Annotated in this window: 19 protein-coding genes; 12 read left to right on the top strand and 7 right to left on the bottom strand. The window is 66.7% G+C overall.

Features of this window, described 5'->3' with window-relative positions:
- Nucleotides 1–31 precede the first annotated feature (31 nt).
- A complete protein-coding gene (locus tag QHG62_RS24990) occupies nt 32–2,785 on the bottom strand; it encodes a hypothetical protein (protein ID WP_281148285.1) in 2,754 nt (917 codons plus the stop codon).
- A 289-nt stretch (nt 2,786–3,074) separates the two neighbouring features.
- Between QHG62_RS24990 and QHG62_RS24985 the strand changes: the two genes are divergently transcribed.
- A complete protein-coding gene (locus QHG62_RS24985) occupies nt 3,075–3,506 on the top strand; it encodes a DUF1841 family protein (RefSeq protein WP_281148284.1) in 432 nt (143 codons plus the stop codon).
- 104 nt (nt 3,507–3,610) lie between these two features.
- Here the strand turns inward: QHG62_RS24985 and QHG62_RS24980 are convergent, their stop codons facing one another.
- The gene (locus QHG62_RS24980) at nt 3,611–4,609 is read right to left on the bottom strand and encodes a LysR substrate-binding domain-containing protein (protein WP_281148283.1); all 999 of its coding nucleotides are present in this window, start codon (nt 4,607–4,609) and stop codon (nt 3,611–3,613) included.
- Nucleotides 4,610–4,715: 106 nt separating this feature from the next.
- Between QHG62_RS24980 and pcaH the strand changes: the two genes are divergently transcribed.
- Both pcaH and pcaG read left to right on the top strand, forming a co-directional pair.
- Nucleotides 4,716–5,441, top strand: coding sequence for a protocatechuate 3,4-dioxygenase subunit beta (pcaH, locus tag QHG62_RS24975; protein WP_281148282.1), 726 nt, complete (start codon nt 4,716–4,718; stop codon nt 5,439–5,441).
- Nucleotides 5,442–5,461: 20 nt separating this feature from the next.
- Nucleotides 5,462–6,064: a protocatechuate 3,4-dioxygenase subunit alpha gene (pcaG, locus tag QHG62_RS24970; RefSeq protein ID WP_281151811.1), complete on the top strand. Its 603-nt coding sequence runs from the start codon at nt 5,462–5,464 to the stop codon at nt 6,062–6,064.
- A 97-nt stretch (nt 6,065–6,161) separates the two neighbouring features.
- On the opposite strand, the gene QHG62_RS24965 is transcribed toward pcaG, so the two are convergent.
- Complete coding sequence (locus QHG62_RS24965) at nt 6,162–6,857, bottom strand: c-type cytochrome (protein WP_281148281.1); 696 nt, start codon at nt 6,855–6,857, stop codon at nt 6,162–6,164.
- Nucleotides 6,858–7,019: 162 nt separating this feature from the next.
- Here QHG62_RS24965 and QHG62_RS24960 point away from each other — a divergent pair, with 162 nt between their 5' ends.
- The 8 genes from QHG62_RS24960 to QHG62_RS24925 all read left to right on the top strand — a co-directional run bounded on the left by QHG62_RS24960 (nt 7,020) and on the right by QHG62_RS24925 (nt 17,487).
- Nucleotides 7,020–7,874, top strand: coding sequence for an AAA family ATPase (locus tag QHG62_RS24960; protein WP_157615886.1), 855 nt, complete (start codon nt 7,020–7,022; stop codon nt 7,872–7,874).
- Nucleotides 7,875–7,935: 61 nt separating this feature from the next.
- Nucleotides 7,936–8,187 carry a hypothetical protein gene (locus tag QHG62_RS24955; protein WP_281148280.1) on the top strand — a complete coding sequence of 84 codons (252 nt, stop codon included), beginning with the start codon at nt 7,936–7,938 and terminating at the stop codon, nt 8,185–8,187.
- 24 nt (nt 8,188–8,211) lie between these two features.
- Nucleotides 8,212–8,808 (top strand): GNAT family N-acetyltransferase, encoded by a 597-nt coding sequence (locus tag QHG62_RS24950; protein WP_281148279.1) that lies wholly within the window; start codon nt 8,212–8,214, stop codon nt 8,806–8,808.
- Nucleotides 8,805–9,749 (top strand): tetratricopeptide repeat protein, encoded by a 945-nt coding sequence (locus tag QHG62_RS24945; protein WP_281148278.1) that lies wholly within the window; start codon nt 8,805–8,807, stop codon nt 9,747–9,749. Before QHG62_RS24950 ends, QHG62_RS24945 begins: the two co-directional genes overlap by 4 nt.
- A gap of 45 nt (nt 9,750–9,794) precedes the next feature.
- Nucleotides 9,795–10,982, top strand: a complete 1,188-nt coding sequence (locus tag QHG62_RS24940; RefSeq protein ID WP_281148277.1) for a vWA domain-containing protein — start codon at nt 9,795–9,797, stop codon at nt 10,980–10,982.
- A 72-nt stretch (nt 10,983–11,054) separates the two neighbouring features.
- Entirely contained in the window at nt 11,055–12,992 is a 1,938-nt protein-coding gene (locus QHG62_RS24935; RefSeq protein ID WP_281148276.1) for an autotransporter assembly complex protein TamA, read from the top strand.
- A 14-nt stretch (nt 12,993–13,006) separates the two neighbouring features.
- Complete coding sequence (locus QHG62_RS24930) at nt 13,007–17,104, top strand: translocation/assembly module TamB domain-containing protein (RefSeq protein ID WP_281148275.1); 4,098 nt, start codon at nt 13,007–13,009, stop codon at nt 17,102–17,104.
- A 161-nt stretch (nt 17,105–17,265) separates the two neighbouring features.
- Nucleotides 17,266–17,487, top strand: coding sequence for a hypothetical protein (locus tag QHG62_RS24925; RefSeq protein WP_281148274.1), 222 nt, complete (start codon nt 17,266–17,268; stop codon nt 17,485–17,487).
- Here the strand turns inward: QHG62_RS24925 and QHG62_RS24920 are convergent.
- Nucleotides 17,484–18,344: a LysR family transcriptional regulator gene (locus QHG62_RS24920; RefSeq protein ID WP_281148273.1), complete on the bottom strand. Its 861-nt coding sequence runs from the start codon at nt 18,342–18,344 to the stop codon at nt 17,484–17,486. The genes QHG62_RS24925 and QHG62_RS24920 overlap by 4 nt on opposite strands.
- Nucleotides 18,345–18,463: 119 nt before the next feature.
- Between QHG62_RS24920 and QHG62_RS24915 the strand changes: the two genes are divergently transcribed.
- On the top strand, nt 18,464–18,700 hold the full coding sequence (locus QHG62_RS24915; protein ID WP_281148272.1) for a hypothetical protein: 237 nt from the start codon (nt 18,464–18,466) through the stop codon (nt 18,698–18,700).
- 21 nt (nt 18,701–18,721) lie between these two features.
- On the opposite strand, the gene QHG62_RS24910 is transcribed toward QHG62_RS24915, so the two are convergent.
- From QHG62_RS24910 to QHG62_RS24900, 3 genes are all read right to left on the bottom strand, one after another.
- Nucleotides 18,722–19,669, bottom strand: a complete 948-nt coding sequence (locus QHG62_RS24910; protein ID WP_281148271.1) for a LysR family transcriptional regulator — start codon at nt 19,667–19,669, stop codon at nt 18,722–18,724.
- A 26-nt stretch (nt 19,670–19,695) separates the two neighbouring features.
- Nucleotides 19,696–21,111, bottom strand: coding sequence for a pyruvate kinase (gene pyk, locus QHG62_RS24905; RefSeq protein WP_281151810.1), 1,416 nt, complete (start codon nt 21,109–21,111; stop codon nt 19,696–19,698).
- 65 nt (nt 21,112–21,176) lie between these two features.
- Complete coding sequence (locus QHG62_RS24900; protein ID WP_281148270.1) at nt 21,177–22,190, bottom strand: 2-dehydropantoate 2-reductase; 1,014 nt, start codon at nt 22,188–22,190, stop codon at nt 21,177–21,179.
- Nucleotides 22,191–22,194 lie beyond the last annotated feature (4 nt).

Raw genomic sequence — 22,194 nt, 5'->3', positions numbered from 1 at the left:
GTTTTTCTTCTCCTACTGCTGCCCTTGTTCCTTAGCCCAGCAAGCCGTGCAGGATGTTCGTGACCGGAGTCAGAACGCTGCCGGTGCCGGCCGCCTGGTCGACCAGGCTGGTGATCGGGGTTACGACGTCGGCCGCGATCGGAGCGGCTTGTTCGACGGTGTCGACCAAGCTGGCGACTGTTTCGACAACCGGCTCAAGCGTCGGGGCCGCGCCGGCCAGGATGTCGGTGACGGGTTCGGCCACCTCGGAGACGGCGGCAATCACCGGCTCGAGCACCTCGCCAACCGAGCCTGCGGTGTCGAGCACCGGGTCAAGGATGTTGGCAACCGGGCTGCTGTCGCCCAGCACGCCGCCGAGCAGGCCGCCGTTGCCCAGCAGGCTTCCGACCAGGCCGTCGTCGCCGACAACACCGCTGAGGAGGTCGCCTCCCAGGAGGTCGCCGCCGAGGAGGTCGCCGCCGAGCAAACCGCCGACGACGCCGTCTTCGCCGAGAACACCGCCCAGCAGGTCACCGCCGAGCAGATCGCCACCAACCAGGCCGCCGACGATGCCGTCCTCGCCGAGCACGCCACCCAGCAGGTCGCCGCCGAGCAGATCGCCGCCGACCAGGCCGCCGACGATGCCGTCTTCGCCGAGCACACCACCCAGCAGGTCGCCGCCGACCACGCCGCCGACGATGCCGTCCTCACCGAGCAAGTCGCCGCCGAGGAGATCGCCGCCGACCAGGCCGCCGACGATGCCGTCTTCACCGAGCACGCCACCCAGCAGGTCACCGCCGAGGAGGTCGCCGCCGACCAGGCCGCCGACGATGCCGTCCTCACCGAGCACGCCACTCAGCAGGTCACCGCCGAGCAAGTCGCCGCCGAGGAGGTCGCCGCCCAGCAGGCTGCCGACCGGACCTTCGTTGCTCAAAAGGCCGCTGTCACCCAGCAGGCCACCGCCCAGACCGTCGTCGCCGAGCACGCCGCCCAGAAGGCCTTCGTCGCCCAGCACGCCATCGAGCGCACCGCCCAGCAGGGCGTCTTCGCCGCCGAGCAAGCCACCCAGCGGGCTGTCAGCCAGCAGGCCGCCTACGACGCCGCCATCGCCCAGCAGGTTGTCCACCAAGCCGTCCTGGCCCAACAGGCCGCCGGTGAGGCCTTCGCTGCCCAGTACGCCGGCGAGTGCGCCGTCGCCGCCGATCAGGCCGCCCACAAGGCCATCGCCGCCGACCAGCCCACCGAGTGCGCCATCGTCTCCGAGCAGGCCGCCCAGAAGACCTTCTTCGCCCAGGGGACCGCCAAGCAGGCCACCCAGCACGCCTTCGTCGCCCAGGAGCCCGCCGACCAGGCCATCGCCGCTCATTGCGCCGCCGAGCAGGCCGCCGACGACACCGTCTTCAGCAAGCAGTGCGCCCACTGCGCCGTCTTCCGCCAGCAAGCCGCCCACGAGGCCTTCTTCGCTTACCAAGCCGGCCACCAGGCTGTTGTCGCCAAGCAGGCCGTCGACCACGTTCTCGACCACGCCACCGTCGCCCACGAGGTCGTCGATGACGCCGTCCAGACCCAGCGCGGTGGTCGCGCCAATCAGGATGCCGTTGTCGCCCACGAGGTTGTCCAGGCCGTTCTGCAGCGCGTCGGTCAGATGGTCGACCTGGCCGACCAGCGAATCGGTGGCGCCTTCGCCGAGCAGGCCGTCGAGCGCGGGGCTGATCGCACCACCGACGCTGTCGATCACCGTCTCGGCGACGTTGTCCACGGGGTCGAACTGGTTCGGGTCGTCGCGTGTGAAGTCGGCGCCGAGCACCGGTGCAACGAGGTCGTCGATCAGGTCGGTCGTGCCGTCGACAAGGCCGGTGGCGGGATCGAGTGAATCGCCCAGGCCGAGGTTGCCGTCCGTCGAGTCGACCACGCCGCCAATGAGGTTGTCGCCCGGGTTCAGGAGTGCGTCGCCGTCAGCGTCGGCATCTGCATCTGCATCTGCGTCTGCGTCGGCATCGGCATCGGCGTCGGCGTCGGCGTCGGCATCGGCATCGGCGTCAGCGTCAGCGTCAGCATCGGCATCGGCATCGGCATCGGCATCGGCATCGGCATCGGCGTCAGCGTCAGCGTCAGCGTCAGCGTCAGCGTCAGCGTCAGCATCGCCGTCCGCATCTGCGTCAGCGTCAGCGTCGGCATCCGCATCGGCATCCGTGTCGCCGCCGCCGACGAAGAACGGAATCGTTCCGCCGTCGCCGCCGCCACCACCGCCGAGTGCGGCGCCCAGGCCGGCAGCCCCCAAAGCGCCGAGTGCGAATTCGCCCAGACCGAGGCCGCCACCCGCGGCGACCTTCTTCGTCACGGCCAGTGCGGCCGCATCGGCATCGCTGTCAGGCGGGGTCACCTGCAAGTCGCCCGAGGCGACATCCACGTTCACTTGTTCAAGGCCGCCGGGCAGCTTGGTCGAGCCGATGGTGGCGTCGGTGCCGCCGGTGAAGACGCCGGCCAGCGGCGCCTTGTTGGTGGCCGAGCCGGGGAACAGCACGTTGGCTTGGCCGCCTTCGGGAACGATCACCCGGTCGCCCGCCATCAACGTCTGGTTGCCCTCCACCGGAATGCGGACACCCTCGCGCATCACGGCAACGCCCGGCGTAGCATTGGACAATGTGCCAACGCCGGCAGGCGCCGCGGTTGCGGTGGGCGCCATCGAGCTGGCTGCGGCGGGAGCGCCGAGCGGCATGCTGTTGGCTTGGGCGATGACCACGGGAGCCACGCCACTTGCGGCGAGTCCTTCGGTCGAATTGGTCGATGCTTGGGTTGCGTTCATGGTGGGCCTCTGTGACAAAAGATGCATGTACAGGGGCAACAGGCGTGCCAAATCGTTAACAGTTGTTCGCTGCCGCACCGAGATCGAGGCAAGCCATTGATTTATATAGATATTTTTTTAGTTCGAGAGGCGAGGCCCTGTGCTGAAAACACTGTCGGCGGGGGTCTTTCAGCCGTTCGTTACGTAACGATGTAACGTCGTGCTACCGGAACATCCGGCGTGTTCCGGGGCCCTCCACACGCGGATCTCCCCACCTTTTTTCTTCTCCTCCTCGGCTCCTCATATAGATATGTTCAATCCCTCCCAGGAAGACGTGCGCCGCTTTTTCTGCGACGTGTATGCGAAGCACCGGCAAGGCCTGCCGATGGAAGCCCTCGAGACGATTGCCGCAGGATGGATCGACGCGCACCCCGAATACCACGAGGACCTGGCCGATGCCGACGCGGCGGTGGCGCGCGTGTACGACGGCTCGAACGGGCGCGAGAACCCGTTCCTGCACCTGTCGATGCATCTTTCGATCAGCGAGCAATGCTCGATCGACCAGCCGCGCGGCATCCGCCAGGCCGTCGAGTTGCTGGCCGCGCGGCGCGGCTCGCTGCTCGATGCGCACCACGAGGCCATGGAATGCCTCGGGCAGATGATGTGGGAGAGCCAGCGCGCCGGCCGCCCGCCCGACGGCGATGGCTATGTGGCCTGCGTGCAGCGCCGCGCGACAAAATAAGGCTCGCCCCCAGGCTTCGCGCACTTCGTGTCGCTACTCCCACCCCTACCGGGCGCAACACCTGTGGCCCGGCGAAGCCGGTTCCACGGTGTTTCGCGAATGAATCAAGCCTGTGGCTTTTTCAAGGATCGGGCTGGAAGCGCCCCCTGCTGCTTCGCGCCCTCGCGCAGCAGGGCGGCCATGGCGCCTCGCAGGGCGGAGGGCTCGGCCTCGCTGCGCAGCAGCAGCCCCACGGGCTCGTCGGTGCCGGCGGTTTCGATGCGCAGCCTGACCAGGCGCTCGTCGGCCAACTCACCGCGCGCGGCGCCCAGGGGAGTGATCCAGACCGCATCGGAAACCGCCAGCAGACCGCGCGCGACGGCGACGTCGAGCGTCTGCATCGCATTGGCGGGCAGCGCCAGGCCGCGCGCGGACAAGAAACTTTCGGTGTTGTGGCGGGGAATCGTGCCCTCTCCGTACACCACCAGCGGATAGCCGAGCACCGCCTGCACCGACACCGCCCGGGCGGGCCGCGCCGCGAGCGGATGGCCGGCACGCACGGCAAACACCAGCGGCTCGGTGTAGAGCAGCTCGAAGCTGAGCCCGCCCATCAGGCGCGGGTCGCTCATGCGGCCGACCACCAGGTCGAGTTCGCCGGCGCGCAGTTCGTCGAGCAGCACCGGGTTGGCCGCACTCTTCACCACCACCTGCACTGCCGGCCAGCGGTCGCGAAAGCGCGCGAGCGCCACAGGCAGCAAGGCCGGCGCCACGCTCGGCAGCGCGCCGATACGCAGCCGCTCGACCCGCTCACCCGAGGCAGGCGCCACGGCCTCGGCGCTGGCGTCGAGCGCCTCGAGCACGCGCAGCGCATGGCCCAGCAACTGCTCGCCGGCGGGTGCCAGCCCTTGTACGCCGCGCCGGCCGGCCTTGCTCCGCTCCACCAGGCGAGCCCCGACGATGGATTCGAGTTCTGAAAGCGTCTTGGAAACCGCCGGCTGGCTCAGCGAAAGCCGCTCGGCGGCGCGCGCCAGATGGCGCTCCTGCGCCACGGCGACAAGGCAACGCAGGTGGCGCAGCTGCACGGTGCGCACAAAGTCCTGGCGAAGATCGGCTGTGTTTTTCAATTACCGCTGGTTATTCAAAACGAATCAATCTTCAATTTACATCATCAGACGAGACTTCTAAAGTCCGGGTTCCGGATTCGATCCGTCCCCAACAGGAGACAACGACATGTTGACCAAAACGAAGGCCCCCTCGGCCATCCTCACGCCGCGCGACTGGGAGGCCCACCCCTCTTATGTCTACCCCGGCTACAAGTCCACCGTGAAGCGCGGTCCGCAAAAGCCGCTGGTGCCGCTGAAGGCGTCGCTGGGCGAACTGCAGCAGCCGGTTTATGGCCACGACAGCATCGGCGAGTTCGACCACGACCTGACGCGCAACGCGCGCAAGAACGGCGAGCCGCTGGGCGAACGCATGATCCTGACCGGCCAGGTGCTCGACGAGCGCCGCCGCCCTGTGGCCAACACGCTGGTGGAGCTGTGGCAGGCCAACGCCTCGGGCCGCTACGTGCACAAGGTCGACCAGCACGACGCGCCGCTCGACCCCAACTTTCTGGGCGCGGGCCGCTGCCTGACCGACAGCGAGGGCCGCTACCGCTTTCTCACCATCAAGCCCGGGGCGTACCCCTGGGGCAACCATCCGAACGCCTGGCGTCCGCAGCACATCCACCTGTCGCTGTTCGGCCAGAGCTTTGCGAGCCGCCTGGTCACGCAGATGTACTTTCCCGGCGATCCGCTGCTGCAGTACGACCCCATGGTCACCGGCACGCCCGAGCGCTACCGCAACCGGCTGATTGCCGATTTCAGCCTCGACATCACCGAAGAGGGCTACGCGCTGGGCTACCAGTTCGACATCGTGCTGCGCGGCGCCGACGAAACGCCGTTCGAGAACCGCTGAAAGGATTTCCCATGCCATTGATGACCGCCTTGGAAGCCGACTTCGGCCAGACCCCCTCCCAGACCGTGGGCCCCTACTTCGCCTACGGCCTCACCGCCACGCAGTACGGCTACGACTTCAACCAGCCCTTCGACGCCGCCGTGGCGCTGGACAATGCCGCGGGCGAGCGCATTCGCCTTGAAGGCCGCGTGCTCGACGGCGACGGCAACCCGATCGGCGACGCGCTGGTCGAAATCAGCCAGGCGGACGGCGAAGGCCGCTACCCGCAAACCCCGGCCGAGGCGCGCGAAATGGGCTTTCGCGCCTTCGGACGCGCCGGCACAGGCACCGATCCGCAGAACCGCTTCGTGTTCCACACGGTGAAGCCGGGCGCTGAAACGCCGGGCGAAGCCCCGCACATCAACGTGATCGTGCTGATGCGCGGCCTGCTGCTGCATGCGTTCACGCGCGTGTATTTCAGCGACGAGGCCGAGGCGAACGCAAAAGACGCGGTGCTGGCCAGCGTGCCGGCCGAGCGCCGCCACACGCTGGTTGCCGAGCGCGTGGAGCGCGGCGGCGCGGTAAGTTACCGCATCGACATCCGCATGCAGGGCGCCGACGAAACGGTGTTCTTCGACGTCTGACTGCGGGGAAACCCGCAGGCACAAAAAAGCCCGCTCGAAGCGGGCTTTTTCTCGTGCGCGGCAGGCAACTCTGCGTTGCTGCCGGGGCCTTGGCTGGTTACTCGCCGCCGCTGCGGTGCAGGCGCGATTCAGGCACCGTCTTGAGTTCGCCCGGCAGCGTGCTGATGTAGTTGGCGAGCGTCTTGAGTTCGGCGTTGGTGAACTTCTTGGGCTCGACCTGCTGCGCCATGACCGCGTTCGAACGGCCCAGGTGCAGGTTGTTCTTGACGCGGTACGACTTGAGCGCAACGAAGAGGTAGTCGGCATGCTGGCCGGCCAGCTTGGGCACCGTGCCGTCGTTCGGCGTGTTGAAGTTGGCGCCGTGGCACTTGGTGCAGCTGTTGTCCTTGTCGCGCGAGACGAGGGCCTGGATGTTCTCAGGCATGGGCTTGGCCATGGTGGCCGGGGGCGCGTCGCCTTCCTTCAGGCCCAGCTGGCTGTAGTAGGCGGCCACGTCGGCAATGTCCTGCTCGCTGAGGCTGTCGGCAATGGCGCGCATGGTGGGGTGCTTGCGGTCGCCGCCCTTGTAGGCGGTGAGCGCTGCGGTGATGTAGCTGGCGCTCTGGCCGGCAATCATCGGAACCTTGTGGATCTCCGGAAAGCTGGCCTGGTAGCCGATGATGCCGTGGCAGCCCACGCACATTGCCACCTTCTTGGAACCGTCCTGGGCCTTGCCCGTGACTTGCTGGGCTTGCGCCGAGACCGTCACGCAAGCGACAGCGAAGGCAAACATCGTGGTCAACAACTTGTTCATTTTGCGCGCACAATCTCGTGGAGATACAGTTTTTCGAATCAACATTCGATTATATGCAAGGGTCTTGCAAGACCCCCGGCAAGCCGCCCAAGAGGTTGCGTGAACCGGATCGAGTGTGTTCTTTTCTCCACCCTGCCTTCTCCACCTGCTTCCTGTCCACTCATGAAATTCAAGGGCTCAGACAACTACGTTGCCACTCAGGACCTGATGCTGGCAGTCAATGCCGCCATCACCCTCAAGCGCCCGCTGCTCGTCAAGGGCGAGCCCGGCACCGGCAAGACCATGCTGGCGGAGGAAGTGGCCGAATCGCTCGGGTTGCCGCTCCTGCAGTGGCACATCAAGTCGACCACCAAGGCGCAGCAGGGCCTGTATGAATACGACGCGGTGAGCCGCCTGCGCGACTCGCAGCTCAAGGACGTGGACGGCGGCGAACGCGTCAAGGACATCCAGAACTACATCGTCAAGGGCGTGCTCTGGCAGGCCTTCACGGCCGACCAGCCGGTGGCGCTTCTGATCGACGAGATCGATAAGGCCGACATCGAGTTTCCGAACGACCTGCTGCGCGAAATCGACCGCATGGAGTTCTACTGCTACGAAACGCGCGAACTCATCCGCGCCAAGCACCGGCCGGTGGTGTTCATCACCTCCAACAACGAGAAGGAGCTGCCCGACGCCTTTTTGCGCCGCTGCTTCTTCCACTACATCAAGTTTCCCGACGCCGAGACGATGAAGCACATCGTCGCGGTGCACTTTCCCGGCCTGAAGCAAGAGCTGCTCACGGCCGCAATGAAGACCTTCTACGACGTGCGCAACCTGCCCGGCCTGAAGAAGAAGCCCTCCACCTCCGAGCTGCTCGACTGGCTCAAGCTGCTGGTGGCCGAGGACATTCCGCTCGAAGCCCTGCAGAGCAAGGACGACAAGGTTGCGGTGCCGCCGCTGGTGGGCGCCCTGCTCAAGAACGAGCAAGACGTGACGCTGTTCGAGAAGCTCGTCTTCATGCAGCGCAACAACCGATGAGTCCCCGCCCGGCCGCTCCGAAGGGGACTCGCGCCGCAGTGCGAAGCACGGAGGTTTCCTTGTGAGCCGGCAACCGGCGCCGCATCCCGTGGGCCAATTGCTCAAGCTGGGCGTTGCGCAGGCCGTGCTGTTCGTGGCCGGTGCACTGCTCGGCCGCTGGATCGGCCTGCAACTGGGGCTCGATGCCTTCGGCGCCAACGGCTACGGCAACCGGGAGATCTTCGGCATTCTGCTGATCGGCCTGGGTGGCGGCGGCGGCGTGCAACTGGCGCGCGCCTGGTATGACCGCAAGTACGGCAAGCCGCAGCGCTGAAAATTTGAAAAAGGTGTCTCGAAGATGGCGTTCGTCGAACCTGTCACGCTGAAGGCGCGCGACCTGGCCCTGGTGCCGCTGTCGCTCGACCATGAAGAGGGCCTGCGTGCCGCCGCGGCCGACGGCGAACTCTGGAAGCTGCGCATCACCTCCGTGCCCGAGCCGCACGAAACCCGCGCCTACATCGAAGCCGCCTTGCAGGGGCGCGAAGCCGGCCACCGCTTTGCCTTTGCCGTGACCGAGGCCGAAACCGGCACGGTGCTCGGCAGCACGAGCTTTCACGACATCCTGCCGGCCGTGAAGCGGGTGGAGATCGGCTACACGTGGTACGCCAGGCGCTGCCAGCGCACGCACGTCAACACCACCTGCAAGCTGCTCATGCTGACGCATGCCTTCGATACCCTCGGCTGCAACGTGGTGGGCTGGCGCACCGACAATTTCAACTTCGCTTCGCAGCAGGCCATCGAGCGGCTCGGCGCCAAGAAAGACGGCGTGATTCGCGGACATGCCATGCGCCGAGACGGCACGATCCGCGACACGGTGATGTACAGCCTGCGCTCAGGCGAGTGGCCCGAGGTGAAGGCGCAGTTGCTTTACCTACTCGACAAGCCGCGCAGTTGAAGAAACGCGGCTCGTCTGGAGGCGCTTCAATCAATAACAATTCGGCTCCGCTGATTCTCCGCACTATCGTCTTCATGCTGAACTCATCCAGCTACGCCAATCTCAAGCGATTCTTTTTGATGTTCGCTTGTGGCTGGGTGTTTTCACAGCATGCACTTGCACAGAGCCCATCTCCTGATATTTTCGGAAATTACCATCAGATCATGGGAAACGCGGGCATCGCGGACAGTGAATTCCTGAACGCCGCGACCACTCCGAATATCGCGAAAAAAGAAGCGTGGTATGAAAAGGCTGCGAAAAAAGGGAACAGGGAAGCCATTGGCAATCTCGCCATGCTTTTGTATTGCGGCGATGAGCGTCCAAAAGATACGCAGCGCGCATTCGAGTTGCTGCACCAGTTGAGCGAACTAGGGTCTGCTCCTGCGCCGTGGCTCATCGGAATTGCTTACTATTTTGGCGATAGCGTTCCGCAAAGCTACGAGAAAAGCCTGCCGTGGCTGGAACTGTCCGCCCGGCGAGGAAACCCTCATGCAGTCAAGCTGGTAGCAGAGATGTACGACAAGGGCCTTGGAATACCCAAGTCTGAATCGAAGAATTCGTGGTGGCTAGAGTTTGCTGCGGCACATGGTCATCAAAAATCGCAGTTGCAACTCGCCGAACGACTGCTCCGCAAAGCATCTACCGAGGACGAGTTCATCGCCGTCTATTACTGGTTGCTAGGTGCCAGAAAACAAGGCGCCGCCATTGACGAAACGACAGTCACGCTGATTGAGTCGAAGATCGATTCAAGAAAACTTGCAGTCATCAAAGATGCCGATGCGAAGCTCGGCCCGTTTCGTTGGTCGAGCTGGGATGATGCATCCGTTATAGGCGCCTACATCTTTCCATGCATGAGACATCTTCAGAATCCTGTGCTGGCGCAAATGAGCCTCCAGCGTTGACTTGCGCTCCAACTCAACTTCGAAGCCGAAATTAGGAAGCCCGCCATGCTGATCGATTTCTTTTACACCCTGCGCTCGGCCAAGCTGCCGGTCTCGGTCAAGGAATACCTCACGCTGCTCGAGGCGCTGCAGGCCGATGTGGTGGGGCCCAACTCCGACGGCGCCTTTGGCCTGGACGACTTCTACTATCTCTCGCGCACCGCGCTCGTCAAGGACGAGAAGCACTACGACAAGTTCGACCGCGCCTTCGCCGCCTACTTCAAGGGCGTGGAAATGCTGGCCGACTTCACCAAGGAAGTGCCGCTCGACTGGCTGCGCAAGACGCTGGAGCGCGAGTTCACCGCCGAGGAAAAAGCCAAGATCGAGAAGATGGGCTGGGACGAGCTCATGGAAACGCTCAAGAAGCGCTTCGAAGAGCAGAAGGAGCGCCATGAGGGCGGCAACAAGTGGATCGGCACGGGCGGCACCTCGCCCTTCGGCCACGGCGGCTACAACCCGCAGGGCATTCGCATCGGCGGCGCGGGCAAGAACAAGAGCGCCGTGAAGGTGTGGGACCAGCGCGCCTATAAGGACTACGACGACAGCCAGGAGCTGGGCACGCGCAACATCAAGGTGGCGCTGCGCCGGCTGCGCAAGTTTGCGCGCGAAGGCCACGACGAAGAGCTGGACCTGGACGACACCATCCACTCCACAGCGGCCAATGCCGGCTACCTCGACATCAAGATGCGGCCGGAGCGCCACAACAACGTGAAGGTGCTGCTGCTGATGGACGTGGGCGGCACCATGGACGAGCACATCCAGCGGGTGGAAGAGCTGTTCTCGGCCGTGAAGACCGAGTTCAAGCACCTGGAGTTCTATTACTTCCACAACTGCGTGTACGACTTCATGTGGAAGAACAACAAGCGCCGCTTCTCCGAGAAGTTCGCAACCTGGGACATCCTGCGCAAGTACAACAAGGACTACAAGCTCATCTTCGTCGGCGACGCGACCATGAGCCCCTACGAAATCCTGCAGCCCGGCGGCAGCGTCGAATACAACAACGAGGAAGCCGGCGCCGAGTGGATCCAGCGCCTGACGCATGCGTTTCCGAAGTTCGCCTGGATCAACCCCGAGCCGCAGGGCGTATGGCAGTACCGCCAGAGCATCGCCGTCATGCAGCAGCTCATGTCCAACCGCATGTACCCGCTGACGCTGCGCGGCCTCGAAGAAGCCATGCGAATGCTTTCGAAGTAAGCGGGAGTGGGTGGGGCGAACCTGTTTCCGGATGCTTCCGGAGCGCGCTCGCCTTGCTGTCAAAATCCGCCCATGTTCAGGGTGGTCCCAGTCTTTGCGCCGGCATGGTTGCCGGCTTTGCTTTTTTGCGGCGTCCTGCTTTTGCAGGGGTGCAGCCTGCTGCCCAAGAAAGACGTGGCCAAGGACGCGCCCTCCCCCGTGCTGGTGCGCAACGGCGACACCGCGCCCGCAAGCGATGACGAAAGCGCCAAGGAAGGCGAGAAGCGCGGCCGGCGCGATGCCTTCACGGTAGATGTTCGCGGCCCTGCCGCGGTGCGCGAATACCTCACGCTGCACCTGGACATCCAGCGCTACCGCACGCTCGACGACCTGGGCGCCACCGAGATCTCGCGGCTCATGGTGGCGGCCGAAGCCAATGCCCGCGAGCTGCTCGGCACGCTGGGCTACTTCACGCCCACGCTCACGCTGGAGCTCAACGAAACGCCGGCCAGCACCAAGGCCCCGCGCGAGATCGTCATTACCGTGGAGCCCGGCGAGCTCACCCGCGTGAGCACCGTGCAGATCAGCTACGGCGGCCAGATTGCCAGCGACCCAACCGCCGAGGCCCAGCGCGATTCGATCCGCACCGCGTGGGCGCTGCGGGCCGGCCAACCCTTCACGCAGCAGGGCTGGGACAACGCCAAGAACACCGCCTTGCGCAGCCTCACCGCCAAGCGCTTTCCCACCGGGAGCATCGAGGTGAGCCGCGCCGAGGTCGATGCAGACCGGCAGGAGGTACGGCTCAGCGTCACCTACCAATCGGGCCCCGCCTACCGCTTCGGCCCGCTCGTGCTGCGCGGCGTCGAGCGTTACGACGCGGACGGCGCGCGACGCATCGCGCAGCTTCCCACCGGCACCGACTACGACCAGCAGAAGCTGCTCGATGCCCAGCAGCGCCTGGCCAGCAGCGGTTATTACGACTCGGTGTTCCTCACGCTCGACACGGAAAGCGGCACGCCGCTGGCCGCTCCCGTGATCGCGCAGTTGCGCGAAGCCCCCATGCAGAAGGTGGTGCTGGGCGCCGGCTTCACCACCGACAACGGGCCGCGGCTGTCGGTCGACCACATCCACAACCGCCTGCCGCTGCTCGGCTGGCGCGCCGTGTCGCGCCTGTCGGTCGACCGGGACATCAAGTCGCTGGGCACGGAGTGGAACGCGATTCCCGACGACACCGGCTGGCGCTGGTTTGCGGGCGCCGAACTCAAGAGCGAAACCTCGGGCAGTTATGTGGTCGACAGCGGCCGCGTGCGCAGCGGACGCAACAAGTCGAGCGGCCACATCGACCGCAGCTACTTCCTGCAATACGACTACGCGCAGAACCGCGGCACCAACGCCCCGCCCTCTGCCTCTGCCGTCACCGCCAACTGGGGCTGGACCGGCCGCTACTTCGACGACAACGCCGCGCCCACGCGCGGCTACGGCCTGGCGCTCGAGCTTGCAGCGGGCTACACGCTGACCGGCGAACAAGTGCCTTTCACGCGCACCTATGCGCGCTGGCTGGGCGTGCTGCCGCTGGGCTTTGGAAACGGACAGGACGCCGCCACGCTCGCACGCCGCAGCCGGCTTCAGCTGCGGGCCGAAGCCGGCGCGGTGAGCGCCAAGGAGAGCGCCCAGATCCCTTCCACGCTGATGTTCCTGACCGGCGGCGACACCACGGTGCGCGGCTACAGCTACCGCCAGATCGGCACCGTGCGCAGCGACGGCCAGGTCGTGGCGGGCCGCTACCTCGGCGTGATGAGCCTCGAATGGCAGCGGCCCTTTGTCTACAACGACAAGCTCACCGAGTGGGAAAGCACCGTCTTCGTCGACGCGGGTGCGGTGGCCGACAAGCCCGAAGAACTCAAGCCGAAGGTTGGCGTGGGCGTGGGCGCGCGCTGGCGCAGCCCGGTCGGGCCGGTGCAGGCCGACCTTGCCTACGGCGTGGACACGAAGAAGTTCCGTCTTCATTTCCGCCTGGGCTTCACCTTCTGACAAAACGCGCATCGATGCAGACTGACGCCGAACACCAGCCCGAGAAGGCACAGCCGCGCGCTCGGCGCTCACGCACGCGGCGGGTGCTGCGCGCTCTTGGCTGGACTGCCGCGGGCCTGCTTGCGCTGGTGCTCGTGCTCGGCGCGGGAACCTGGTGGTGGCTCGGCTCCAACCAGTCGCTGGCGTTCGCGCTTGCCAAGGCCGCACGCTACCTGCCCGCCGGCCAGACGCTCGAAAGCCGCGACGTCACGGGCTCTCTGCGAACGGGCGGGCGCATCGGGTGGCTGCGCTGGCAAAGCGAGAAGCTGGCGGTGGAGGTGCACGAGGCGGACATCGGCTGGCAACTCGCACCGCTGTTCAAGCGCAAGCTGCAACTCGGCGAAGTGCACGCGGCGCGGCTCCTCATCGAAAAGCGCGGTCCGCCGAGCGACACGCCCACCGAGCCGCTCGAGCAGCTCGCGCTGCCCATCGAGGTCGATGTGCCGTTTCGCATCGACCAGCTGCAGTGGACCGGTCCGCCCGCGCTCCAGGCCAACCAGCTCGCCGGCACCTATCGCTACACCGGCACCGAGCATCAGCTGGAGGTGAAGGGCGTCGACATTGCCGAAGGCCACTACAGCGCGCGCGTGAAGCTGCAGGGCCCGGCGCCCATGGCGATCGACGCCACGCTGAATGGCCGCGTGAAGGCACCATTGGCAGAAGGACGCAGCATCGACGTGCTGGCGCAAGCGGCCATCAAGGGCACGCTTGCCGGCACCGATGCGCGGCTGCAGATCGCCGCCGAACTGAAGCCGGCCGAGCCCGCCGCGGAAGACCCGATGGAAGCGAAGCTGCAGGCCAACAGTGCACCTTGGCTGCCGCAGCCCGTCATCGATGCCAAGGCCGACCTGCGCAACGTGGATGCGGCCGCCCTGTGGCCGGGCGCGCCACGCACGCGACTGACCGGCACGGTCGAACTGCAGCCCGACGCGGCCACCGGCGCATCGGCCTGGCAGGCCTCGGCCAGCATCCGCAATGCGGTGCCCGGGCCCTGGGACAAGGGCGCGCTGCCGCTCGAGCAGGTGGAGGCACGCGTTGGCTTCGACGGCACCAGCTGGACCATTCCCGAAGCCGTGGTGCGCGCGGGCGGCGGCCGCATCGAAGCAGAGGGCCGTTGGAGCCCCGCCCCCGCGCCATGGCAAGTGCGCGCCACGGTGCGCGGCGTGCGCGCCGGCCTGCTGCACAGCGAACTGTCTGGCGCGCCCATCAGCGGCACGGCCACGGCGCAGCAGCGCGAAGACACCATCGGCTTCGACCTGGCCTTGCGGGCCGAAGGCGGGGCCGGCAGCAAGGCGATGCCCGGCTTTGGCCTGGACCGCGCGGTTGCGCAGGGCCAATGGAAAAACCAGGTGCTCGACCTGCGCACGCTGCGCCTGGAGGCCGAGGGCGCCAGCATCTCAGGCAAGCTGCAGGTGCGCGTGGCCGAGCAGGCCGCAAGCGGCAAGCTCGACCTGGCGCTGCCTGGAGGCGCTGCGGAGCTCGATGGCCGCATCGCGCCGTCGCAAGGCGGCGGCGACATCAAGGCACGCATCGACGACGCCGACGCGGTGCAGCGCTGGATCGAGGGCCTGCCCGAAATGGCGAACGTGTTCGCCGGCAAGACGGCCAAGGGCTCCGCGCGGCTGGACGCCAGCTGGCAAGGCGGCTGGCAGACCATCCAGCGACGCCTCGAGAACCCCGGTGCCCCGGCCCAGCGCGGCGCGATGGAGCCCAGCGTCAAGGCGACGCTCGGCGTGCCGCGCCTCGACCTGCGCATGCCGGCTGCCAATGCCGGTGCGGCGGCCACCACGGTTCAATTGAAGGACTTGCGTGCCAACCTCGATGGCAGCCTGGCCCAGGCCACGCTCGCGCTGCAGGGCGAGGCCACTACCGGCACGCAAAAGCTCACGCTCGACACCCGCGCGAACGGTGGCCTTGCCGGGCCGAACCAATGGCGCGCCACACTCGCCAGCCTGCGCGTGCAAGCACAAGACACCGCGCGGGCCAGCACGGCTGCTGCGGGCGCTGCCGCGGCGCCGTGGACGCTGGAGCTCGGCCGCGAAGTCGCCGCCACCATCAAGACCAGCGGAAGCGGGGCCACCAGCCGGCTCGACCTGGAAGCCTCCGCCGCCACGGCCACCTTGCGCGGGCCGGCGCCCGGCACCGTTCGCATCGAATGGCAGCCGCTGCGCTTCACCCGCAGCGGCGCCGCGCCCAACCAGGCTTTTCGCGTGCAGTCGAAGGGCAAGCTGCAGGGCCTGCCGATGGCTTGGGCCGAGGCTTTCGGTGCCAGCACCACCTTCAATGAACTGGGCGTGAGCGGCGACCTGATGTTCGACGGCGATTGGGACATCGATGCCGGCGACACGCTGCGTGCCAATGCGCGGCTTGCGCGCCAGAGCGGCGACATCCGGGTGCAGGCGGGCGAAGCGGCCTTGGTCACGCGCATCACCAGCCGCGGCACCGGCACGGCCAGCGAGCGCACCATGAACTCCGCCACGGCCGGCGCGGAGGCACCCAGCACGCCCGCCGGCCTGCGCCAGGCCGAGCTGCGGCTGGATGCGCAAGGCCAGGCCGTGCGCGCCTCGCTGGCATGGGACAGCGAGCGCGCCGGAAAGATCAATGCCGAGCTGAACACGCGCATGCAGCAACGCGCGGACGGCTGGCAATGGGCGCCCGATGCGCCGCTGGCCGGCAACATCAAGGCGACGCTGCCCAACCTGGGCGTGTGGTCGATGCTCGCGCCGCCCGGCTGGCGCGTGGCCGGCACCCTGGATGCAGACGCCGTCCTGGCGGGCAACCGCGCGGCACCGCGCTGGAACGGCACGCTCGGCGCCGACAAGCTTGCGCTGCGCGCGCCGGTCGAAGGGCTGGACCTGCGCGACGGCCGCCTGCGCGCCTCGCTCACGGGCGAACGCATCGAGATCACCGAATTCACGCTGAAGGGCGGCGCCGGCAGCACCGCGCGCATTGCGGGCCAGAGCGGCAACCGCAGCACGGCGGCCAGCGAAGCTGGCACCGACGGCGGCTCGCTCACCGCGCGCGGCGACATCGGCTGGGGCGCGGCCAGTTCGTCGAGCACGGGCATCCGCATGGCCCTGCAGGCCGACCTGCGCGCGCTGCGCGTGCTGGTGCGCACCGACCGGCAAGTCACGCTCTCGGGCAACCTGCAGGCGCGGCTCGACAACGGCCAGTTCAACGTGCGCGGCAAGCTCAAGACCGACCGCGCCGTGATCATCCTGCCCGACGAGACCGCGCCCAGCCTGGGCTCCGACGTGGTCGTGCGCTCCGCGGCCAAGGACCGCGAGGCGGCCGAACAAGCCCAGCGCGATGCGGCGCGCAACGAGGCGCAGGCCGCCAAGCCGCAAACGGCAAAGCCGCCCGACATCGTGGTGAACTTCGACCTGGGCGACGACTTTGCGGTCCAGGGCCGCGGCATCACGACGCGGCTCGAAGGCGATCTGGAAATCAGAAGCAACCGGCTCAATGCGCCGCCGCGCATCACCGGCGAGGTCAGGACCGTCAAGGGCCAATACCGCGCCTACGGACAGCAGCTCGATGTGGAAACAGGCCTCGCGCGCTTCAACGGCCCGTTCGACAATCCGTCGCTCGACATCCTCGCCATTCGGCCCAACATCTCGCAGCGCGCCGGCGTGCAGATCACGGGCACCGCGCAGTCGCCGCGCGTCAAGCTCTATTCCGAGCCCGCCCTGTCGGATGCGGAAACGCTTTCGTGGGTGGTGCTGGGCCGCGCCTCCGCCACCAGCGGCGGCGAATCGGCGCTGCTGCAGCAGGCGGCTCTTGCACTGATCGGCCATGTCAGCAAGAGCGGCAGCGGCGGCAGCCTGGCCAGCCGCTTCGGCCTGGACGAACTCGGGTTCAAGGGGCCGGGCAACGGCGGCGACCTGCGCGAATCGGCCGTGACGCTCGGCAAGCGGCTCTCGAAGGATTTCTACCTCACCTACGAGCGCAGCGTGGGCGGCACCTTCGGCACCCTCTTCATCTTCTACGACCTGACGCAGCGGCTCACATTGCGCGGGCAGGCCGGCCAGACGAGCGGGCTCGACCTGATCTACACGCTGAAGTACGACTGAGGTCCGGGTCTGCCGCCTTGACCGCGGCAATCGCCAGGGATAAGAATCATCTGCGCCCTCCAATACAAGGAACGACGATGCACGATGATGGAGACAAGGGCGAGTGTTCCCGGCTGGACCGTCAGAAGTACGACCCCCCGGGGTACTCGCGAACCACGTTCTTGCACAACGCACTTCGCTGCGTGATTGCCGCCATTGCGGCGGGCGCCGCGGCGGCGTCCGTTCCCTACTGGGGCGGCGATGACTTTCCGCTGATGGGCCTGATCGTCTACGTGGCGGGCATGGTGTTCATCGCAATGCCGCTGTGCCTCTACTACGAGTCGCTGCTCCAGTCGCACCAGGAGCGCGTGGAGCATGCAAGGCACACGCTGACGCCCACCTAGTCTGCATTGGCGGGCTTGGTCTTCACCACCTGCCTGAGGCCCTGCAGCGCGGGTTCGACAATGGCGGCATCTGCGCCCACCGCATACACCGCATAGGCCGGGTACAGAAACTCCGGCGTGTTGGGCACACGGCGCAGCCGACCCGACTCGAGATGGCTGCGCACCACGTCGTGCCTGAAGTAGCCCGTGCCGCCCGCAGCCAGCAGGTACTCGCGGCCGAGCGGCCCCAGCCCCGCCATCACCGCTGCATTCGATAGCTCCGGAAACGCAAGGCCGTGCTGCGCCGCGAACTCGGGCCCCCAATCCACGTACACATAGTCCGCAGCCTTGGGCACGCGCGGGCGCTGCGCGGTGGTGACCATGACCAGCTTCTCTTCGATGAGCAGCTCCACGCGCAGGCCGGGCCGCTGCTGCGGTGCATAGGCAATGGCAATGTCGAGCACGCCGGCCGCCACCTTGTCGAGCAGGTCGTGCGGAAAACCGACCTCGGTGCGAATGGCCAGTTGCGGCGCGGCGGTGCGCATCCAGAGCAGCCACTGCAGCAGCAGCGGGTCCCACAGGCTGATCTCGCATCCGATGGCAAGCACGGCGCGGCTGCCGCTCGGCACCGCCACCTGGTGGCGCGCGCGCTCCCACACCTGCACCAGCGTGGTGGCATGCGGCAGGAACTGCTCGCCTGCCGCAGTGAGCACCGCGCCGGCCTTGTTGCGCACGAAGAGGGGCCGGCCCAGCAGATCTTCGAGCGTGCGCACGCGCGCGCTCACCGAGGTTTGCGTTACGTGCAGCCGCTCTGCGGCGCGCTGGAAGCTGCGGGTGTCGACGATCGCGAGGAAGGTTCGGGCCAGGTTGATGTCCATCTCGGCGCCTCCAGTTTCAATGCATTATTTTTGCATTCAAATGGCAATTAATCTCGTTTTACTTAATGCGAACGCAGCCGGAAGATCGAGGCATTCAAAAGCAACCAAGGAGCTTCCGAATGCCGACCCTTCGCCAACCGTTCCATGCCGCTTCTTCCGAGAGCTTTGCCGATGCATTCAAGGCGCTTGTCGACGAAGCACTGATGCTCGCCGAGGCCCTGCTGAGCCCGAACAAGATCATCAGCGAGGTGGAGCAGATGCGTTCGCTGCAAGTTGCGGCTGACAACATCGAAGCCACCGATCCCGCGCAAGCCGAGGTGCTGCGCTCGCGCGCCTCGCGCATCGGCCTGCGCTAGCCCGCCAGTGGCTGCACGGCCTCAGGCAGGCCGCGCGTCCTGCGAGGCCGACTCGAATGGCACGATCTGCGAGATGAGCGTGGGCCCGTCGGCGAGCAGAAAGTCCTTGAAGGCTTGCGCCACCGGCGGCAGGCGCTTGGCGCGCCGGTGCACCACGTACCAGTTGAGCATCAGCGGAAAGCCCTGCACATCGAGCACGCGCAGGCTGCCCGCGCGGGTCTCCTGGCTGATGGTGTGGGCCGACACAAAGCTCACGCCCATGCCCGCGATCACCGCCTGCTTGATGGTTTCGGTGCTGCGTATTTCCATGGCAATGTTGATGCCGCTCAGATCGCCGCCAAAGCCCTCTTCCATCGAATGCCAGGTGTCCGAGGCCTTTTCGCGCACCACGAAAGGCTCGCGCATCAGCCGGTCCAGCGGGATTCCGGGCACGCCCACCAGCGGATGGTTGGGCGCCGCAACAATCACGTAGGGGTGCGGCGCGAACGGCTGGTTGACCGTGTCCAGGTCGGTCGGAGGCCGCACCATGATTGCGAGGTCGGTCAGGTTCTCGGCGATGTGGGTCATGAGCCCTTCGCGGTTGTGCACCGTGAAGTTGAGCGTCACGCCGCGGTGCCGGCTCGCAAACTCCACCAGCAGCCGCGGAAAGAAATAGTCGCCCGCGCTGATCACGCCCACGTTGAGCTTGCCGCCCGAGACGCCGTTGAACTGCAGCATGGCGTTTTCGGCCGCCTCGAACTGCTGGATGATCGCCCGGCTGATCTGCAGCAGTTCGGTGCCCGCGGGGGTCAGGTAGATCTTCTTGCCGAACTGCTCGAAGAGCGCGTTGCCCGCGTGTTCCTCGAGCTTGCGCACCTGCGTGGAAACGGCCGGCTGCGTGAGGTGCAGCTCTTCCGCGGCGCGCGAAAAGCTCAGCAGGCGCGCTACCGCTTCGAAGACTTTCAACTGGCGCAGGGTCGCGTGCTTCATTCAGAAAAGAACGTTGGACGACACGCCTACGGTATTCGCGCGACGTGCAGCAGGTTCGTCGTTCCCGAAAGCCCGAACGGCAAACCGGCCACGACCACGACGTCGCTGCCCGTGTTCGCAAAGCCTTCGGTGCACGCCACGCGGCAGGCGCACTCGATCATCTCGGCCACGTCGTGCACGTCCTCGACCTGCACCGCATGCACGCCCCACACCATCGCCATGCGCCGGGCCGTGGCAATGTCGGGCGTGAGGCTAAGGATGGGAACAGCCGGCCGCTCGCGCGCGGCGCGCAGGCTGGTAAAGCCCGACGAGGTGTAGGTCACGGTGGCGGCAGGCGCCAGCAGCGCGGCCACCTGGCGCATGGACGCGCACACCGCATCGGCCGTGGTCGAGAGCGAGGCTTCATGCGTGGCGTCGATACCGATTCGGTAGGACGCATCGGCCTCCACGCGCGAGATGATGCGGTCCATCATGGCCACGGCCTCGAGCGGGTATTTGCCCGAGGCGGATTCGGCCGAGAGCATCACCGCGTCCACACCGTCGTAGACCGCCGTTGCAACGTCGGACACCTCGGCGCGCGTGGGCACCGGCGCGGCAATCATCGACTCGAGCATTTGCGTGGCCACCACCACCGGCTTGCCGCGCTTGCGGCAGGCGCGCACGATGAGGCGCTGCAGCTCGGGCACGCGCTCTGGCGGCAGCTCCACGCCCAGGTCGCCGCGCGCCACCATGACGCCGTCGCACAGGTCGACGATGGCGTCCAGGTGATCGATGGCCGCGGGCTTCTCGAGCTTGGCCATGATCCATGCGCGGTTGCCGATGATGGCGCGCGCCTCTTCGATGTCTTCAGGGCGCTGCACGAACGAAAGCGCCACCCAGTCCACGCCCATTGCCAGGCCGCAGGCCAGGTCGTCCAGGTCCTTGGGCGTGAGCGGCGAAATCGGCAGCAGCACGCTCGGCACGTTGACGCCCTTGCGGTCCGAGATGGGTCCGCCGACGAGCACCGTGGTCTCGGCAAAGTCGGCGCCGTAGCTGTCCACGCGCAGCCGCAGCTTGCCGTCGTCGAGCAGCAGTTCGGTGCCGACCTGCAGCGCCGCGAAGATCTCGGGATGCAGCAGCGGTGCGCGGCCTGCGTTGCCGCTGGTCCTGTCCATGTCGAGGCGGAAGCGCGCGCCCGCATCGAGCTGCGCGCGCCCGCCTTCGAAAGTGCCCAGCCGCAGCTTGGGCCCCTGCAGGTCGAGCAGCACGCCGATGGGCCTGCCGAATTCCTTCTCGAGCCGGCGGATGGTGTCGAGCCGCCGCGCATGGTCGTGCTGCGTGCCGTGGCTGAAGTTGAGCCGGAACACATCCACACCGCGTTCGAACAGGGCACGAATGGCCGGCTCGTCGGTGGTGGCGGGGCCCAGCGTGGCCACGATCTTCGCGCTGCGTGTACGTCGCATCATCCGTTCCATTTCATTGATCACAGCGCACACATGCTGCGCAAAATCGCCCAGCCCGAGTGGTGCTAGCCGGCCATCTCTTGAAGGCAAACCCGGCCGCGCTGCTCTTCCATGGTACGCGCCAGCAATTTGACGAGCGCATACACGGTGTCGATGTGCGGCGTGGGGGTTTCGGTGAGCCGCGCCAGTTCGACCACCGCGCCTACCAACGCATCGATCTCGGGCGCACGCCCGGCTTCGACGTCTTGCAGCATCGATGTCTTGTGCTTGCCCACCTTCTCGGCGCCGGCAATGCGCTTGTCGAGCGTCACGCGGAACTCGATGCCGAGCTTGTGGGCCACCGCTTGCGCCTCTTGCATCATTGCCGTGGCCAGTTCGCGTGACGGCGGGTACTGGCAGATGTCGACCAGCGTGGAATGCGAGAGGCTGCTGATCGGGTTGAAGGTCAGGTTGCCCCAGAGCTTGAGCCAGATTTCAGCGCGGATGTTGTCGAGCACCGGCGCCTTGAAGCCGGCTGCGGTAAGGCAGGCCGAAACGCGGCTGACGCGCTCGCTCGAAGAGCCGTCGAGCTCGCCGACGGGAAAGCGGTCGCCCTCGATGTGCTTCACCACGCCCGGTGCAATCAGTTCCGACGCCGGGTACACCACGCAGCCGATCACGCGCTCGGCCGGAATCTTTGCGGCTACCACGCCGGTGGGGTCGACACTGCGCACGGGCGTGCCCGCCAATGCCCCGCCATGGTTGTGGAAGTACCAGAAGGGAATGCCGTTCTGCATCGTGACCACGACGGTCTCGGGCCCGAAGAGCTTGGGCACATCGTTCGCGACGGCCTCGACCTGGTGCGCCTTCATCGCCAGGATGACGATGTCCTGCGGACCCGTCTGGTCGTAGCGGTCGGTGGCTTTTGCATTGAGCGCGACCTGCTCGGTGCCATCGGCTCCGATGAGCTTGAAGCCGTTGGTGGCAATGGCGTCGAGATTTTTTCCGCGCACGATGAACGTCACGTCCTCGCCGGCCAGGGCGAGCTTGGCGCCCACCAGGCCGCCGATGGCGCCCGCTCCGATGACTGCTATCTTCATGTCG

This window comes from Variovorax paradoxus (assembly GCF_029919115.1).
In the GTDB taxonomy this organism is placed as follows: Bacteria; Pseudomonadota; Gammaproteobacteria; order Burkholderiales; family Burkholderiaceae_C; genus Variovorax; species Variovorax paradoxus_O.
The sequence above is the reverse complement of the archived record's forward strand: the minus strand, read 5'-3'. Positions and strand labels throughout refer to the sequence as shown.

What these genes read in the sequence shown, in the direction of transcription:
- QHG62_RS24950 (WP_281148279.1), top strand. Translation starts at nt 8,212, where the DNA reads ATGGCGTTCGTCGAACCTGTCACGCTGAAGGCGCGCGACCTGGCCCTG.
- QHG62_RS24920 (WP_281148273.1), bottom strand. Translation starts at nt 18,344, where the DNA reads ATGGACATCAACCTGGCCCGAACCTTCCTCGCGATCGTCGACACCCGC.
- QHG62_RS24940 (WP_281148277.1), top strand. Translation starts at nt 9,795, where the DNA reads ATGCTGATCGATTTCTTTTACACCCTGCGCTCGGCCAAGCTGCCGGTC.
- QHG62_RS24930 (WP_281148275.1), top strand. Translation starts at nt 13,007, where the DNA reads ATGCAGACTGACGCCGAACACCAGCCCGAGAAGGCACAGCCGCGCGCT.
- QHG62_RS24915 (WP_281148272.1), top strand. Translation starts at nt 18,464, where the DNA reads ATGCCGACCCTTCGCCAACCGTTCCATGCCGCTTCTTCCGAGAGCTTT.
- QHG62_RS24985 (WP_281148284.1), top strand. Translation starts at nt 3,075, where the DNA reads ATGTTCAATCCCTCCCAGGAAGACGTGCGCCGCTTTTTCTGCGACGTG.
- QHG62_RS24990 (WP_281148285.1), bottom strand. Translation starts at nt 2,785, where the DNA reads ATGAACGCAACCCAAGCATCGACCAATTCGACCGAAGGACTCGCCGCA.
- pcaH (WP_281148282.1), top strand. Translation starts at nt 4,716, where the DNA reads ATGTTGACCAAAACGAAGGCCCCCTCGGCCATCCTCACGCCGCGCGAC.
- QHG62_RS24900 (WP_281148270.1), bottom strand. Translation starts at nt 22,190, where the DNA reads ATGAAGATAGCAGTCATCGGAGCGGGCGCCATCGGCGGCCTGGTGGGC.
- pcaG (WP_281151811.1), top strand. Translation starts at nt 5,462, where the DNA reads ATGACCGCCTTGGAAGCCGACTTCGGCCAGACCCCCTCCCAGACCGTG.
- QHG62_RS24960 (WP_157615886.1), top strand. Translation starts at nt 7,020, where the DNA reads ATGAAATTCAAGGGCTCAGACAACTACGTTGCCACTCAGGACCTGATG.
- QHG62_RS24935 (WP_281148276.1), top strand. Translation starts at nt 11,055, where the DNA reads ATGTTCAGGGTGGTCCCAGTCTTTGCGCCGGCATGGTTGCCGGCTTTG.
- QHG62_RS24910 (WP_281148271.1), bottom strand. Translation starts at nt 19,669, where the DNA reads ATGAAGCACGCGACCCTGCGCCAGTTGAAAGTCTTCGAAGCGGTAGCG.
- QHG62_RS24965 (WP_281148281.1), bottom strand. Translation starts at nt 6,857, where the DNA reads ATGAACAAGTTGTTGACCACGATGTTTGCCTTCGCTGTCGCTTGCGTG.
- pyk (WP_281151810.1), bottom strand. Translation starts at nt 21,111, where the DNA reads ATGCGACGTACACGCAGCGCGAAGATCGTGGCCACGCTGGGCCCCGCC.